Below are 15,954 nucleotides of genomic sequence, written 5' to 3' on the forward strand. Positions count from 1 at the left end.
AACCCCTTTCCTTCAGCGCATCGGGCGCAGCGCCGGCCTGGTGCTCCTGGTTCGGCCGCCGTGCTCGGCGAGCCAGGCCGCGAGTGCGGCCGGTGTAGGAGTCGCGAACAGTTCCTCGATCGGCAGTTCTTCACGCAGTGAGGCACGGATGCGGGCGATGAGCCGGGTCGCGAGCAGGGAGTGCCCGCCGAGGGCGAAGAAGTCGTCGTCGACCCCGACCACCGGCAGCCCCAGCACCTCGGCGAACGCCTGGCACAGCAGCTCTTCCTGAGCCGTGACCGGGGCGCGTCCGGCACCCGCGCCGGCGTGGTCCGGCTCCGGCAGCGCCCTGCGGTCCAGCTTGCCGTTGACCGTCAAGGGCAGGGTCTCGAGCTCCACGAACGCCGAGGGCACCATGTACGACGGCAACCGCTCCACCGCGAACCCGCGCACCGCGTCCAGGACACCGTCGCAGCCGTCGGCGGGCACGACGTAGCCGATCAACCGCGTTCCGCCCAGGGCGTCGTCGCGCGCGATCACCGCGGCCTGGACCACGTCCGGGTGCGCCGCCAGCACGGCCGACACCTCACCCGGCTCGATCCGGAACCCACGGATCTTCACCTGCTCATCCGCACGCCCCGCGAACACCAGCCGACCGTCCGCAGCCCACCGGGCCCGGTCACCCGACCGGTACATCCGGCCCCCCGCCACACCGAACGGACACCCGACGAACCGCTCACCGGTCAGCCCCGGGCGGCCCATGTAGCCCCGCGCGACCTGCGCCCCGGCCACATACAACTCACCGGTCACGCCCACCGGGACCGGCCGCAGCCACTCATCCAGCACATACACCGACAGCCCCGGCAGACCCCGCCCGATCACACTGCCGTCCGTGCTCTCGTCCGGCCCGAGATCGTGGTGCGTGACATGCACCGTGGTCTCGGTGATGCCGTACATGTTCACCAGCCGGGGCCCGGCCCCGCCCAACCGCTCCCACCAGCCGGCCAGCCGCGCCGGCTCCAGCGCCTCACCGCCGAACACCACCACCCGCAGGTCGTGCAGCGCACCGGCACGGTGCGACTGAGCCTCCATCAGCTGGTAGAACGCCGAAGGCGTCTGACTCAGCACCGTCACCCGCTCGCGCTCCAACAGCTCCGCGAACTCCCCCGGCGACCGCGACACCTCGAACGGCACCACCACCACCCGCCCGCCATGCAGCAACGCACCCCACAACTCCCAAACGGAGAAGTCGAAAGCCAGCGAGTGGAACCAGCTCCACACATCACCCGCACCGAAGTCCAGCACCTCCCGGGCAGCGGCGAACAACGCCACCACGTTCCGGTGCGGCACCAGCACACCCTTGGGCCGTCCGGTGGAGCCCGACGTGTAGATCACATACGCCGGGTGGGACGGCAGCAACGGAGCAAGCCGGTCCAAGCCGGTCGTCGACTCGATCTCCGCGCCGTCGACCACGACGGCCGTCACGCCCTCCGGCAGGCTCGACGCGTACTCCGCCGTCGTGACGACACACCTCGCACCCGCGTCCGCCAGCACGAACGCGACCCGCTCGGCCGGATAGTCCGGGTCCAGCGGCAGATACGCACCACCCGCCTTCCCCACCGCCACCATCGCCACCACCACATCGACCGACCGCGCCATGAACACACCGACGACCGACTCCGGGCCCACTCCCCGCCCGGCCAGACCACGCGCCAGCCGATCAGCACGGGCTTCCAACTCCGCATACGACAAGGCCACGTCACCCATCGAGACGGCGACCGCCTGCGGTGTCCTCGCCACCTGCGCCTCGAACAGCTCCGGCAGCGTCGCTTCGGGTATCTCGGCGGCAGGGGTGTCGACTTGGGCCGACAACCGGTGCCGCTCGTCGGCGGTCAGCAGATCCAGGTCGTTCAGGTGCCGGCCGGGGTCGTCGGCCACCTGCTCCAGCAGGCGGACGAGCCGGTCCAGGAGGGTCTGGACCGTACCGGCGTCCAAGAGGTCTGTCGCGTACTCGACCATTCCTTCCACGCCGGCCGGTGCCCCGCTCGGGGAGTGGCTGTCGGTGAGGTTGATCATCAGATCGAAGCGGGCGGTGCCGGTGCCGACCGGCTCCAGCCGGGTGTCGAGGCCGGGGAGTTCGAAGGCCCGGGGTGAGACGTTCTGAAGGCTGAGGCTGACCTGGAACAGGGGGTGGTGTGCCGGGGAGCGTTCGGGGTTGATCACCTCCACCAGGTGTTCGAAGGGAACGTCCTGGTGCTCGTAGGCGGCCAGGTCGGTCCCGCGGACCTGCTGGAGGAGGTCGGTGAAGGCCGGGTTCCCGGAGGTGTCGGCCCGCAGGACCAGCGTGTTGACGAAGCAGCCGGCGAGGTCGTCGAGGGCCTCGTCGGTGCGCCCGGCGATCGGGGCGCCCAGCGGGATGTCGGTGCCGGCGCCCAGCCGGGTCAGCAGTGCCGCAACGGCGGCGTGCAACACCATGAACAGGGTGGCCCCCCGCTCCTGGGCGAGTCGCGTCAGCGCCTGGTGCAGGGACGGCTCCAGACGGAACGGCAGCAGGGCGCCGTGGTGGGACGCCACCGCCGGACGCGGCCGGTCGGCCGGCAGCTCCAGCCGTACCGGCAGATCGGCCAGCTGATCCTGCCAGTAGCGGATCTGGCGTCCGAGCAGGCTGTCCGGGTCGCTCTCCTCTCCCAGCAGCCGACGCTGCCACAGGGTGTAGTCCGCGTACTGCACCGGCAGGTCCGGCCAGTGCGGTGCCCTGCCCTGGCTGCGGGCGGCGTAGGCGGTGGCCAGGTCACGCGCCAGCGGGCCCATCGACCAGGCGTCGCCCGCGATGTGGTGCACGACCAGCACCAGCACGTGTTCCTGCGGCCCCTCAGTCAGCACTTCGGCCCGCAGCGGCAGCTCTCGGCTGAGGTCGAAGGCGTACCGCGCGGCGGCCTCCAGTCGCCCGGGCCCGCTCCCCCGCGACGTCTCCAGCCGTGGACGGGCCTCTTCCGGAGTGAGGACCCGCTGGTGGGGCACCCCGTCCACGTCCGGGAAGACGGTACGCAGGACCTGGTGCCGGCCCACCACATCGCCCAGCGCCGCCTGGAGTGCTGTCCGGTCCAGATGCCCGGTGATCCGCAGTGCCAGTGGAACGTTGTAGGTCGCCGACGGGCCCTCCGTGTAGTGCAGGAACCACAGGCGGCGCTGTGCCGGGGAGAGGGGCAGGGGGTCCGGGCGCGGCGACGGCCGCACGGCCGGCCGTACTGGGCCTCCTTCGTCCAGCCAGGCGTCCAGGGCCGACACCGTGGGCGCTGCGAACAGTGCCTTCATCGGCACCTCGGCGCCCAGGGTGGCCCGGATGCGGCTGATGAGCCGGGTGGCCGGCAGCGAGTGCCCGCCAAGGGCGAAGAAGTCGTCGTCGACGCCCACCCGTGCCAGGCCCAGTACCTCGGCGAACAGCCCGCACAGGATCGTCTTCCGCGGGGTGCGCGGCGCGCGGTCGGAGGTGACGAAGTCGGGTGCCGGGAGCGCGCGCCGGTCGACCTTCCCGTTCGCCGTGAGGGGCATGGTCTCCAGTGCCCTCACCGTCGCGGGCACCATGTGCGCCGGCAGGGCACGTGCGGTGAAAGCGCGCAGTTCCCGCGCGTCGACGTCCGTTCCTCGGGTGGGGACCACATAGGCCACCAGCCGCTGAGGGCCGCCGGGTTGCGTCCGGGGCACCACCGCCACCCTGGCCACCGTCGGGTGCCGGGCGATGGCGGCCTCGATCTCCGCGGGCTCGACCCGGTATCCGCTGATCTTGACCTGGTCGTCGACCCGGCCGGCGAACTCGAGCTGCCCCTGGGCGGTCCACCGCACCAGATCGCCGGTGCGGTACATCCGCTGTCCGGCCGGCCCGAACGGGCAGGCCACGAATCGTTCCGAGGTCAGTCCGGCGCGTCGTGCGTAGCCACGGGCCAGTCCGGCGCCGGCGACATACAGCTCCCCCAGCACGCCGACGGGTACCGGATTGAGCGCGTCGTCCAGCGCGTACAGGCGAGTGTTGGCGATGGGTCGTCCGATCGGCACCTGGTCGCCCACTGGTTGCCCGGCGGCGATCTCGAACACACAGCAGCCGACCACCGTCTCGGTCGGCCCGTAGTGGTTGACCACCACCGTGTCCGGCGCGTTGTCCCGCCAGGCCCGTACGTGGGCCCCGGGTAGTGCCTCACCGCCGACCACCAGCCGCCGCGCCGCCGAGGCCTGCTCGTCGGCCGTGAGCATCTCGGCGAGCAGCGGCAGGTGTCCTGGCACCATCTTGACCAGGCCGAACCTGTCACCGGCGCGTGCTCGCATCAGCGCAGCCAGTCCTTCCGCGCCGCCCTCGGGGCTGATCTCCACGGTGCCGCCGCACATCAGCGGCACCAGTACGCCGGTCAGCGCCAGGTCGAAGGCCATCGAGGAGTGCAGGGGCGAGCGGTCCCCGGGGCGAATCCGGAAGAACTCGGCCGCCCACATCGCGTAGTTGGCCAGGCCCCTGTGTGTGACCGCGACCCCTTTCGGGACGCCGGTCGATCCCGAGGTGAACATCACGTAGGCCAGTTGGTCGGGCAGCAGGGCCGGGGACGGTGTCTGCGGCTCTTGGGCCCCGGCGGCGGTCGTTTCCGGGCCGTCCGGGTCGATGACCGCGATATCGCCCACGCGCAGGTCGTCGAGGGTCTCGCCCGTGGCGACCAGCACGGCCGCCCGGCTCTCTGTGAGGGTGTGCCGCGCCCGCTCGGCAGGATGTTCGGGGTCCATCGGCAGATACGCCGCTCCGGCCTTCCAGGCCGCCAGAATCGCCGTCAGCAGCTGCGGGCCGCGTGGCAGGCACAGCGCGACCACCGACTCGCGGCCGATGCCGTACCCGCGCAGCAGCCGGGCCAGCCGTGCGGCCCGCGCGTCCAGCTCCCGGTAGGTGATCCCCGACGTGCCGCACACCACCGCCACCGCGTCCGGGTCACGGGCGGCGTGCGCCTCGAAGAGGCTCAGGACGGTCTGATCGCTCGCGCCGGTCTCGGTGCGGTTCCAGGTCACGAGCACGTGTCGCCGCTGGTCCTCGTCCAGGGCGTCGATCCGGTCGACGAACTTGTCGGCCGGTGCCTCGGCCAGTCGGCGGAGCACCGCACGGAACCGCCGGGAGACACCGGCTCCCGACTCCGGGGCGTGCAGGTCGGGGTTGGTCTGCACGATCGTCTGGAGGCCACCGCCCGCCTGGTCGTACACGTCGATCGTGACATCGTCGATCGGGCCGCTCGACAGGCCGGTCCGGGTAGCGGGGGCGTCCGCGAACCGCAGTGGCCGGTGCAGGAACATCAGGTTGACGCTCAGGTCGCGCAGCGAGCTGCGGCCGACGAGTCCTTGGTCGGCGAGGATGTTCCCGTACGGGTAACGCTGGTGACGCAGGCAATCGAACACCGCGCTCGAGGTCCGCCGCAGGAGTTCGGCGACGGTGATGCCCCTGTCGACGGCCAGCCGGAGCGGCACCACGTTGGAGGTCATGCCAGGGACACCGAGTTCCCCCCTGGTGGTGCGCCCGGTGACGGGGACGCCGAGGACGACGTCCCGCGCGCCGGTGGAGCGCTGTCGGTACAGGGCAGCGGCCGAGAGGGCCAGCCCTGCGAGGCTGATGCGCAACCGGCGTGCGGCTGCTCTCAGTTCGGCGGCTTCGGCCGCATCGCTCGTGTGCACATGCAGCATGGGCCGCCTGGGCAGGTGCCGGGCCTGTCTTTCTCCCGCACCGCCCAAGTTTGGCGGGTCCGCCAGCGTTTCGCGCCAGAACCGCTGGTCACGCTCGTATTCCGCGGACCGGAGATAGGAGCTGTCCGCGTTCAGCAGCACGGACAGCGGCTTCAGTGCGCCGTCCGTGGGCTGCCGTCCGGCCGCGAGTGCCGTGTAGACGTCGGCCACGCGGGCGGCGAACGTCGAGAGGCTGGTCCCGTCGAGGACGATGTGGTGGGCGCGCTGGTACCAGACGACGTGGTCCGGCCCGAGTCGGAACACGGCGTGCGCGCAGAGGGGGCCGGCGAGGATGTCCACCGGGCGATCCATGTCGGCCGACATCCACGTCTCGGCCGCCGCGCGCGGGTCGTCCTCGGCGCTGAGGTCGGCGACGTGGACGGGGTGCTCCAGCAAGTCGTCGACGTACTGTCCGGGCGCCCCGCCTTCCAGCCGGAACCGCAGCCGATAGGTTTCGGCCTCGTCCAGGGCGTACCGCAGCGCCGACACGAGTAGCTCGACGTCCACGTCACCGCGGATCTCCACGTACTCGGCGATGTTGTACACGGAGCTCTGCGGTTCGAGCTGCTGGGCGTACCAGATGCCCAGTTGGCCGGACATCAGGTCCCGAAGGTCCTGTCGAGGCATCGTCCTCCCCCTCTGATGGCCCCTCAGTCGGATGTCGGTTCGGCGAGATGGGCGGTGAGCGCGGTGATGGTGTCGACGTCCCAGAGCAGGACGGGCTCGACGACGACACCGAGGCTGTCCTCGATGTCTCCGCAGAGGGCGAAGGCGTACACCGAGTCCAGCCCGTAGTGCGCCAGGGGGACGTCGGCGTCGATCTCCTCGGCGGGCAACTGGGCGTAGTACGCGACGCGTTCGACCAGCCAGGAGCGGATCTTCTCGGGTGTCGGCCGGGTTGTTGGAAGGTCGGAAGCAGACAAGAGGGGTCCCTCCCTGGGCCCGGCGGGTGAGCCAGGCGGCCGATGCGGAAACTGCGCGGGGACGTGGATGAGCGTCAGGGGCTCACGGCGGCCCAATATGACTCAGCCTCACACAGCGGATCAACCGTCGCCCAGGCGTACTTGGACGCCATCGACTCCTGTCCAACTGACGGCATCACCGCAGTTGGACGGGGCGCGGGAGGCGTCCAGGCGGGCATCTCGCACACACTGCGCCGCCTCCGTGGCCGCGTGCGATAGTGAGCCGCCCCAGGACCCGGTACGGCCGCGGATTCGCGCTGCCTTGCGACGACGAGGAGGAGGAGGAGGGAGATCCGGCATGGGCTACGTTGCGGGCCGACACACCACGCGCTTCGTCACTGCGGGCGGGATCCGGCTGGCCTACGAGTGTTCCGGGCAGGGCGAGCCGGTGCTCATGATCATGGGATCGGGCTCGGCCGGCCATGCCTGGACGATGCATCAGACACCGGCGCTGCATGCGGCGGGCTATTCCACGGTCGTCTTCGACCACCGCGGCATTCCGCCCTCCGACGCACCTCCCGGCAAGTACTCACTCCTGGACATGACCGCCGACACCAGAGGCCTGATCGAGGCGCTGGACCTGGCGCCGTGCCGGATCGTCGGCACTTCGCTGGGGGCGATGATCGCGCAGGAGTTGGCGATCGGCCATCCGGAGCTCGTGCGGTGCGCGGTGCTCGTGGCCACCCGGGCCCGTGCGGACGCCGCGCGGCGGGCCCAGACCCGGGCGGAGACGGCTCTGGTGGAGAGCGGGGTGCGACTGCCTGCCGGGTACGAGGCAGCCTCGACGGTGTTCAGGATGTTCTCGCCGGCGACGCTCAATGACGACTCCGCCGTGACCACCTGGTTGGACATCTTCGAGTTGTCCGGGGGCGGGGCGGCGCAGGCCCGGCACGCATGGGCCGACATCGCCGGCGACCGCCGCCCGGCGCTGCGCCGGGTGACCGCCCCCTGTCGGGTCGTCACCTTCGCCGATGACCTCATCACTCCGCCGCACCTGGGAACGGAGGTCGCCGAGGCCATCCCCGGCTGCGATCTCGTCGAGATCTCCGGCTGCGGGCACCTCGGGTATCTCGAACGGCCCGACGTGCTCAACGCGGCGATCATCGAATTTCTCGACAATCACTGAGGAGAGTCTCCGTGACCCCAGGACACGACCCGACCATGGGCACGATCGGATTGCGCGTCGAGGGGTTGGTGGAACCTCAGCCGGTCAAGCCCGGCACGTTCAAGCGCATCATTCCCTACGCCATGCGCCACCGCCGGTCACTGGCCATCGTGATGCTGGCGACGATCGTCGACTCGGTGATCATGGTGTCGATCCCGCTGATGCTCAAGATGATCGTCGACGACGGCATCGTCCCCGGCGAGGCATCGGTCGTGTTCGGTCTCGCCGGGCTCATCGCGGGCCTCGCCCTGTTGAACGTGGTGGCGATCTACCTGCAGGCCTGGTTCTCCGGCCGTGTCGGCCAGGGGCTCATATTCGACCTGCGCACCAAGGTGTTCACGCACATTCAGCGTCAGCCGGTGGCGTTCTTCACCCGCACACAGACCGGGTCGCTGGTCAGCCGGATCAACACCGACATCGTCGGCGCGGAGCATGCCCTGACAACGCTGCTGTCGCAGTCGCTGTCGACCGTGCTGACCCTGATCCTGGTGCTCGGCGCGATGCTCTATCTGTCGTGGCCGATCACCGTGGTGGCGCTGGTCATGATCCCGCTGTTCTTCATCCCGGGGAAGGTCATCGCCCGGCGGATGGAGCGGCTGGCCCGCAGCGGCATGCAGAACGACGCCGAGCTGGGCTCGATGATGACCGAGCGGTTCAACATCTCCGGCGCGATGCTCGTCAAGCTCTACGGCCGCCCCGAGCAGGAGTCCGCCGAGTTCGCCAAGAAGGCGAGTCTCGTCCGCGACATCGCCATCTCGATGGACGTCCACGCACGTCTGCTGTTCATTCTCGTCAGCCTGCTCACCACGATCACCACCGCCCTGGTCTACGGCTTCGGCGGCTGGTTCGTCATCGAGGGCCAGTTGCAGATCGGCACGCTGGTGGCCATGGTCGCGCTGCTGCTGATGCTGTACAGCCCCATCAACCAGCTGACGAACATCCAGAGCGACGTCATGACCGCGCTGGTCAGCTTCGACCGCGTCTTCGAAGTGCTGGACCTCGAACCGCTCATCACCGAGCGGCCCGGCGCCCGCGCGCTGCCGGACCGGGCTTCGGTGAACGGGAACGGGCACGCCACGGCGCCCCACGTCGAGTTCGACAGCGTGGCCTTCCGTTACCCCAACGCCGAGGAAGTGTCCCTGCCCTCCCTGGAGTTGCTGCCGCTGCGCAAGACCGAACACGGCCCGAGCGCGCTGGTCCTGAACGACGTGAGCTTCCACGCCCCGGCCGGGCGGCTCACCGCGTTGGTCGGGCCGTCCGGTGCGGGCAAGACCACCATCACCCATCTGGTGCCGCGGCTCTACGACGCCACGTCCGGAACGGTGCGGATCGGCGGCCACGACGTCCGTCAACTGACCCTCGACTCCTTGCAGAGCACGGTCGGCGTCGTCACACAGGACGCGCACCTGTTCCACGACACGATCCGGGCCAACCTGATGTACGCGCGTCCGGACGCCACCGAACGCGAGGTCGTCGAGGCGTGCGACGCGGCGCGGATCTGGCCGACGATCTCCCAGCTGCCCGACGGTCTCGACACGGTCGTCGGTGACCGCGGCTACCGGTTGTCCGGCGGGGAGAAGCAGCGGCTGGCCATCGCCAGACTCCTGCTCAAGTCGCCGCCGATCGTCGTCCTGGACGAGGCGACCGCGCACCTGGACTCCGAGTCCGAACTGGCCATCCAGCGGGCGCTCAAGACCGCCCTGACCGGCCGTACCTCACTGGTCATCGCGCACCGGCTGTCCACCATCCAGGACGCCGACCAGATCCTCGTCATCGACGAGGGGCGCATCCAGGAACGCGGCACCCACGACCAACTGCTCACCAGCGGCGGGCTCTACGCCGAGCTGTACCGCACGCAGTTCGCCCACCAGCAGGGCCATGGCGAACCGGCCGAAAGTACGGCCGCCGGCAACGGGAACCGTGCTTTGGACTGATGCTGGAAAAGCACGCGGTATTCAAGGATGAGGACATGCCACACGCAGACTCTCCTCCCGCGCTTCACGCAGTGGGCTTGACGAAGAAATACGGTCGCCGCGGCAAGCTGGCCCTGAGCGACGTGAACCTCACCGTTCCCGCCGGCCGTGTCATCGGCCTGGTCGGCCCGAACGGGGCGGGTAAATCGACTCTGCTACACCTGGCCTGCGGGCTGACCGAGCCGACGTCCGGGTCCCTGACCGTGCTGGGGGCCCGTCCGGCGGCCAGCGCGTCGCATCTGGCCCGGGTGGGGTTCGTCGCGCAGAACACGCCGGTGTACGGCTCGTTCACCGTGGCCGAGCACATCAAGCTCGGCGCGAAGATGAATCCGAACTGGGACCCGGTCCTGGCCGAGCGGCGCATCAGCCAGGTGGGGCTGAACCCCGCGCAGAAGGCGGGGCAGCTCTCGGGTGGTCAGCGAGCGCAGCTGGCGCTGACCATCGCGGCGGCCAAACGTCCCGAGCTGCTGATCTTCGACGAGCCGGCCGCGGCCCTGGACCCCCTGGCCCGCAAGGGGTTCCTGCACAACCTGATGGAGTTCGTCCTGGAGCTCGGCGCCAGCGCCGTGCTCTCCTCGCACCTTCTCGGTGACGTCGAACAGGTATGTGACTACATCATCGTGCTGTGCGACTCGCGGGTACAGGTCGCCGGCGACACCCGGGACCTGCTGGCCGAGCACGCCCGACTGGTCGTGCCCCGCGGCGAGTTCGACCGTCCGCCCACCGGGGTCGAGGTGATCTCCATCGAGCACAGCGGCAAGCACAGCAGCGCGGTCGTCCGCACCACCACCGCACCCGAGGCGCTGCCCTACCAGGCAGAGTCCATCACGCTGGAGGAACTCGTCCTCGCCTACATGACCAGAGCCGCCGTACCCGCCGCCCGGGCCGAGGCCGCAGCTTGGGGGGCCGCACGATGATGTGGCTGAGCTGGCGTCAGTTCCGCGTCCAGGCGTTGTTCGCCGCCTGCGCGCTGGCCGTCATCGCCGTGTACCTGGGGTACCTCGGCTCGGAGATCCGCGACGCCTACGACGTCTACCGGGCCAACTGCGAGAGTTTGGCCGACTGCGCGCAGGCGAAGAGCCAGTTCCGCAGCGCCTACCAGAACACCCTGCTGTTCCTGGCGACCGGGCTCGCCCTGATCCCCGCGCTCATCGGCACCTTCTGGGGCGCTCCCCTGATCGCCCGCGAACTCGAGAACGGCACCCACCGGATGGTGTGGAACCAGAGCGTCACCCGACCGCGCTGGCTCATCGGCAAGGTCCTGCTCGTGGGCCTGGCCGCCGTGCTCGTGACCGGCGCGGCCGCGGCTCTGTTGACCTGGGCGGCCCGCCCCTTCGACGAGGTGGTCAAGGAGCAGTTCGACGCCTTCGTGTTCGGAGCGCGCAACATCGCCCCGATCGGTTACGCCGCGGTTGCCTTCACCTTCGGGACGGTCGTCGGGCTCCTGTTGCGCCGCACCCTGCCGGCGATGGCCGTGACGCTCGTCGTCTTCCTCGCCTTCCAGTTCTTCTTCCCCAACGTGGTGCGGCCCAGCCTCATGTCGCCGGATAAGGCCAGGTTGTCGATGACGGTCGAGGCCATCAACCAGGCGCAGAACCTCGGCAGCCTCGGCGGTGGCTCCGTCATCGGCGGGGTGAAGATCCCGGACGCGCCCGACGCGTGGATCGCCGAGACGAGCCCCTTGCGCACCGCGGACGGCAAGACCCTCAGCAGCGCCAAGTTCAACGGCTGCCTCGACAGCCCGCCCAAGAGCGGGGCGGGCGGCACGTTCGGCGACACGGCGGTGTGCCTCTCCAAGCTGAACCTGCATGTCGACGTCCTCTACCACCCCAGCAGCCGCTACTGGGCGTTCCAGTGGCTGGAGACCGCGATCTATCTGGTGCTCAGCGGGGTCCTCACCGCTTTCGGCGTGTGGCGGATCCGGCGCCGGGTGAGTTGACCCCCGCCTCACCCGGCGCCTCACAGGCGCCGCCGGGAATTTCCCGGCGGCGCCCTTTTCCTTTTTACGGGCACGCAATTCTCGGCTGTCCACCCGAGGAAAATCGTCCAGTCTTCAGAGCCTTCGGCACCTGTGAAACTCTGAAACAGAGTCACCAGCGCATTACTCATCGGGTGGGTTCCGGGAGGCCGAATGAGCACAGCACAGCACGAGGAGTTCGACGTAGTGGTCGTGGGCGGTGGCCCGTCGGGGTCGACGCTCTCGTCACTGGTAGCCATGCAGGGGCACAGAGTCCTGCTGCTGGAGAAGGAGACCTTCCCGAGGTATCAGATCGGCGAGTCGCTCCTCCCGTCCACCATTCACGGCATCTGCCGTCTGCTCGGTGTCACCGACGAAGTCGCCGCGGCGGGCTTCCCCCAGAAGCGCGGCGGCACGTTCCGGTGGGGCGCGAACACCACGCCGTGGAACTTCGCCTTCTCCGTCTCCTCCAAGGTCTCCGGACCGACCTCGTTCGCCTACCAGGTCGAGCGGAGCAAGTTCGACAAGATCCTGCTGGACAACGCGGCCCGCAAGGGCGTCGAGGTCCGTCAGAACCGCACGGTGACCGATGTCGTGGAGAGCGACGACGGGCGGGTGAGCGGGCTGCGGTACACCGACCCGGACGGCTCCGAGCACGAGGTGTCGACCCGGTACGTCGTGGACGCCTCGGGCAACACCAGCCGCATCCACAAGCGGGTCGGCGGCTCACGGAAGTACTCGGACTTCTTCCGCAGCCTGGCGCTGTTCGGGTACTTCGAGAACGGCAAGCGGCTGCCGCAGCCGAACTCCGGCAACATCCTGTGCGTCGCGTTCGGCAGCGGTTGGTTCTGGTACATCCCGCTCAGCGACACGCTCACCAGCGTCGGCGCGGTCGTCCGCCAGGAGGACGCGGCCAAGATCCAGGGCGACCCGGAGAGCGCGCTGCGCAACCTCATCGACGAGTGCCCGATGATCAAGGATCACCTGGCCGACGCCACCCGTGTCACGGAGGGCCAGTACGGGCAGCTGCGGGTGCGCAAGGACTACTCCTACCACCACACCAACTTCTGGCGTCCGGGCATGGTGCTCGTCGGCGACGCGGCCTGCTTCGTCGACCCGGTGTTCTCCTCCGGGGTCCATCTGGCCACCTACAGCGCGCTGCTGGCGGCCCGCTCGATCAACAGTGTCCTGGCGGGGAAGGTCGGCGAGCAGCGGGCCTTCGACGAGTTCGAGGGGCGCTACCGCCGCGAGTACGGCGTCTTCTACGAGTTCTTGACCTCGTTCTACGACATGCACGTCGACGAGGACTCCTACTTCTGGTCGGCGAAGAAGGTCATCAACAGCAACTACGCCGAACTCGAGTCGTTCGTCGAGCTTGTGGCCGGCATGTCCAGCAGCGACTTCGATCTCGCCGACGCCGAGTCGGGTGCTCTCCGGCTCAAGCAGCGGTCGGCGGAGTTCGCGGACGCCATCGATACCCTGGTCGACCAGCGGGAGGAGAACATGGCTCCGCTGTTCCGGTCGTCGGTGGTGCGCCAGGCGATGCAGGAGGGCTCACAGGTGCAGACCCGGGCCCAGCTGGGCGAGTACGCGGGCGAGGAGTTCCCCGTCTTCGACGGCGGCCTCGTCGCCTCGGCCGACAGCATGTTCTGGGAGGAGCCGAACCAGGCTTGACGGTCCGGCTGTGCGGACTCGGGCAGTACGGAAAAAGGGCCCCGCTCCTGCGAGCGGGGCCCTGCGTCGTCTGCGCGGTTCAGGCCACCAGGCCCGCGCACTCGCACTCGATGAACTGGGCCAGCCGGGATATGCCCTTCTCGATGTCGGCGTGCGTGAGATAGCTGGTGGAGAGCCTGATGGTGTGGTGGCCGCCACCCTGCGGATAGAAGTACGACATCGGCGTCCAGATGACCCCGAAGTCCTGCGCGGACCGGGCCAGCGCGGCATTGTCGGCACGGAACGGCACGTGCAGGGTCAGGAAGAAGCCGCCGCTGGGCGCGTTCCAGCTCACCTTGAGGCGGGTCCTGCGCTCGACCGGGAACTCCCGTGCGAGGCATTCCAGGGTGAAGCGCATGGCCTGCCCGTAGTGAGCGGCAGGCAGCGCGTTCAGCTCCGAGACGCGGCCGCCGGACTCCAGCAGCGCTCCCGCCACCACCGCCTGACTGAGCGGCGAGGTGTTCACCGTGATCATGCTCTTGATCTTGGCGAGTTCGTCTGCCAGGAGGCTCGTGCTGCCGTCCGGTGCCAGCACCGGCTGGTCCGCGACCGCGAACCCGATCCGCGCCCCGGGGAAGACGGTCTTGGCGTACGAGCCGAGGTGGACCACTCGCCGCGTCCGGTCGAGAGACTTCAGTGACACCACTTGGGTGCCCGGACTGACATGCCGGTACGGGCTGTCCTCCAGGACGAGGATGTCGAGCCGTTCGGCCAGGTCCAGCAGGGCCAGCCTGGCCTCCAACGGCATGGTGGCGCCGGAGGGGTTCGAGTGGTCCGGCACGACGTACACGGCCTTCGGACGTCTGCCCCGCGCCCGTTCTGCCTCGACTGCGGCCTCCAGGAAGTCGCACGACAGACCGTTCTCGCTTTCCTCGACCGCGGCCAGTGGGACGTCCAGCAGCCTGGCGGCACCGGTGATCCCCACGTAGCACGGGCTGGAGACCATCAGCACGTCCTTCGGGCCGGACATGAGGGCACGCAGCGTCAGGAACATCGCCTCCTGGCAGCCGACCGTCACCACGATCGACTCAGGCGGCACGTCGATGTCCTCGTCCACGCGCAGCGAGTGGGCGATCAGCTCGCGGATCAGGCCGGCGGACGGCCCGTACTGGAACATCGTGTCACGCACCTGCGCGGACGAGCGGCCCTGCTCGGCCAGGTGGCCCATGTAGCGGCGCAGGTGACGGAAGACCTGCTCGGTCTCGAAGAACTCCGCGTACGGCCGACCGGGAGCGAATGACACCGCCTCGGAGTAACGCAGCGTCACCTCGTTGAGGAAGTTCATGGTGTCCATGACCGGATCGGCGACGCTCGGGTGCAGGTCCGCGACGCGCAGCCCGGGCCGGCCCTCGGCACCCGTGTGCCCGTCCGCCTCGGCTGCCGAGGCGTCCCGGCGAGGGTGGGGCGGGGCAGTACCTACGAGAGCGGGGCCGATGTCCGCGACGGTCTTCAGACCGGCCAGCGACATGGCATCGGTCAACTCCTCCAGGAGGACGGAGAAAACGCCGGTCACGCCGTCGGCCCCGCCCGCCGCCAGGCCGTGCAGTACCGGTCGGCCGAGGAGGACCGCGTCGGCGCCGAGCGCGAGCGCCGCCAGTACGTCTTGGCCCCGGCGCACTCCGCCGTCGAGCAGGACGGGGAGGCGGCCGTCGATCGCGGCCGTGACCTCGGGCAGGACGTCGAGCGTCGCCGGCACGCCGTCGAGCTGACGGCCCCCGTGGTTGGAGACCACGATGCCGTCCGCTCCGGCTTCGGCCGCGCGCACGGCGTCTATTCCCGTGAGGATCCCCTTGACCAGGACCGGCAGGGGCGAGACCGAACGCAGCCAGTCCAGCACCGACCAGTCCAGGTCGGGATCGAAGTCGGTACGGGAGTGCGCGGACGGCACCGCGAAGCCGTCCCCCGCGAGGTTGGCGGGAACCGTGCCCGCGGGCAGCCGGAAGTCATTGCGCAGGTCCCGCAGCCGACGGCCCAGGTGCGGCGCGTCGGCCGTCAGGACCAGGGCCTCGAAGCCCGCGTTCGCGGCTCGCTCGATGAGGTCGCGGGTGATCGAGCGGTCCCGCATGCAGTACACCTGGAGCCAGAGGGGGACGGCGGCCTCGGCCGCGATCTCCTCGAAGGTGCGGCCCGCGAAGGTGCTGATCACGACCGGGACCCTGGCGGCGGCCGCTGTCCCCCGGACGGTGGCCAGTTCGCCGGCCGGGTCCGCGAGCGTGTGGTAGGCGACCGGGGCGACCGCCAGGGGGGCGTCCCAGGTCCGGCCCAGAATCCTGGTGGCGGTCCGTGGGTCGCTCGCCCCCCGCAGCACCGAGGGCCGCAGCCGTACGCGGTCGAACGCCGCGGTGTTCGCGGCGAGCGTCCGTTCCTCACCTGCGCCACCTTCGATGAAATCCCAGACGGAGGGATCCAGCTTTTCCTGAGCGAGCGACGCGAATTCACCGAGCGACAATTCCATCGAGGACT

General features: G+C 69.8%; 8 protein-coding genes. 5 read left to right on the top strand and 3 right to left on the bottom strand.

Features of this window, described 5'->3' with window-relative positions; all coding sequences use genetic code 11:
• Positions 1–12: 12 nt before the first annotated feature.
• Together OG734_RS00350 and OG734_RS00355 are read right to left on the bottom strand one after the other, a co-directional pair.
• Positions 13–6,348 carry an amino acid adenylation domain-containing protein gene (locus tag OG734_RS00350; protein ID WP_330285436.1) on the bottom strand — a complete coding sequence of 2,112 codons (6,336 nt, stop codon included), beginning with the start codon at positions 6,346–6,348 and terminating at the stop codon, positions 13–15.
• Positions 6,349–6,371: 23 nt separating this feature from the next.
• Complete coding sequence (locus tag OG734_RS00355; protein ID WP_330285437.1) at positions 6,372–6,644, bottom strand: acyl carrier protein; 273 nt, start codon at positions 6,642–6,644, stop codon at positions 6,372–6,374.
• A 337-nt stretch (positions 6,645–6,981) separates the two neighbouring features.
• Between OG734_RS00355 and OG734_RS00360 the strand changes: the two genes are divergently transcribed.
• The 5 genes from OG734_RS00360 to OG734_RS00380 all read left to right on the top strand — a co-directional run bounded on the left by OG734_RS00360 (position 6,982) and on the right by OG734_RS00380 (position 13,452).
• The gene (locus tag OG734_RS00360; RefSeq protein WP_330285438.1) at positions 6,982–7,809 is read left to right on the top strand and encodes an alpha/beta fold hydrolase; all 828 of its coding nucleotides are present in this window, start codon (positions 6,982–6,984) and stop codon (positions 7,807–7,809) included.
• Positions 7,810–7,820: 11 nt separating this feature from the next.
• The gene (locus tag OG734_RS00365; RefSeq protein ID WP_330285439.1) at positions 7,821–9,782 is read left to right on the top strand and encodes an ABC transporter ATP-binding protein; all 1,962 of its coding nucleotides are present in this window, start codon (positions 7,821–7,823) and stop codon (positions 9,780–9,782) included.
• A gap of 71 nt (positions 9,783–9,853) precedes the next feature.
• The gene (locus OG734_RS00370; RefSeq protein ID WP_330293517.1) at positions 9,854–10,738 is read left to right on the top strand and encodes an ABC transporter ATP-binding protein; all 885 of its coding nucleotides are present in this window, start codon (positions 9,854–9,856) and stop codon (positions 10,736–10,738) included.
• On the top strand, positions 10,735–11,760 hold the full coding sequence (locus OG734_RS00375; protein ID WP_330285440.1) for an ABC transporter permease subunit: 1,026 nt from the start codon (positions 10,735–10,737) through the stop codon (positions 11,758–11,760). Before OG734_RS00370 ends, OG734_RS00375 begins: the two co-directional genes overlap by 4 nt.
• Before the next feature lie 192 nt (positions 11,761–11,952).
• Entirely contained in the window at positions 11,953–13,452 is a 1,500-nt protein-coding gene (locus OG734_RS00380; RefSeq protein ID WP_330285441.1) for a tryptophan 7-halogenase, read from the top strand.
• Positions 13,453–13,531: 79 nt separating this feature from the next.
• On the opposite strand, the gene OG734_RS00385 is transcribed toward OG734_RS00380, so the two are convergent.
• The gene (locus OG734_RS00385) at positions 13,532–15,946 is read right to left on the bottom strand and encodes an aminotransferase class I/II-fold pyridoxal phosphate-dependent enzyme (protein ID WP_330285442.1); all 2,415 of its coding nucleotides are present in this window, start codon (positions 15,944–15,946) and stop codon (positions 13,532–13,534) included.
• Between the last annotated feature and the right edge of the window lie 8 nt (positions 15,947–15,954).

It is taken from the genome of Streptomyces sp. NBC_00576, from assembly GCF_036345175.1.
Lineage (GTDB): Bacteria > Actinomycetota > Actinomycetes > Streptomycetales > Streptomycetaceae > Streptomyces.

Bases quoted from the DNA above. Each gene is read 5' to 3' on its own strand.
- OG734_RS00350 (WP_330285436.1), bottom strand. From the start codon at position 6,348: ATGCCTCGACAGGACCTTCGGGACCTGATGTCCGGCCAACTGGGCATC.
- OG734_RS00360 (WP_330285438.1), top strand. From the start codon at position 6,982: ATGGGCTACGTTGCGGGCCGACACACCACGCGCTTCGTCACTGCGGGC.
- OG734_RS00375 (WP_330285440.1), top strand. From the start codon at position 10,735: ATGATGTGGCTGAGCTGGCGTCAGTTCCGCGTCCAGGCGTTGTTCGCC.
- OG734_RS00380 (WP_330285441.1), top strand. From the start codon at position 11,953: ATGAGCACAGCACAGCACGAGGAGTTCGACGTAGTGGTCGTGGGCGGT.
- OG734_RS00385 (WP_330285442.1), bottom strand. From the start codon at position 15,946: ATGGAATTGTCGCTCGGTGAATTCGCGTCGCTCGCTCAGGAAAAGCTG.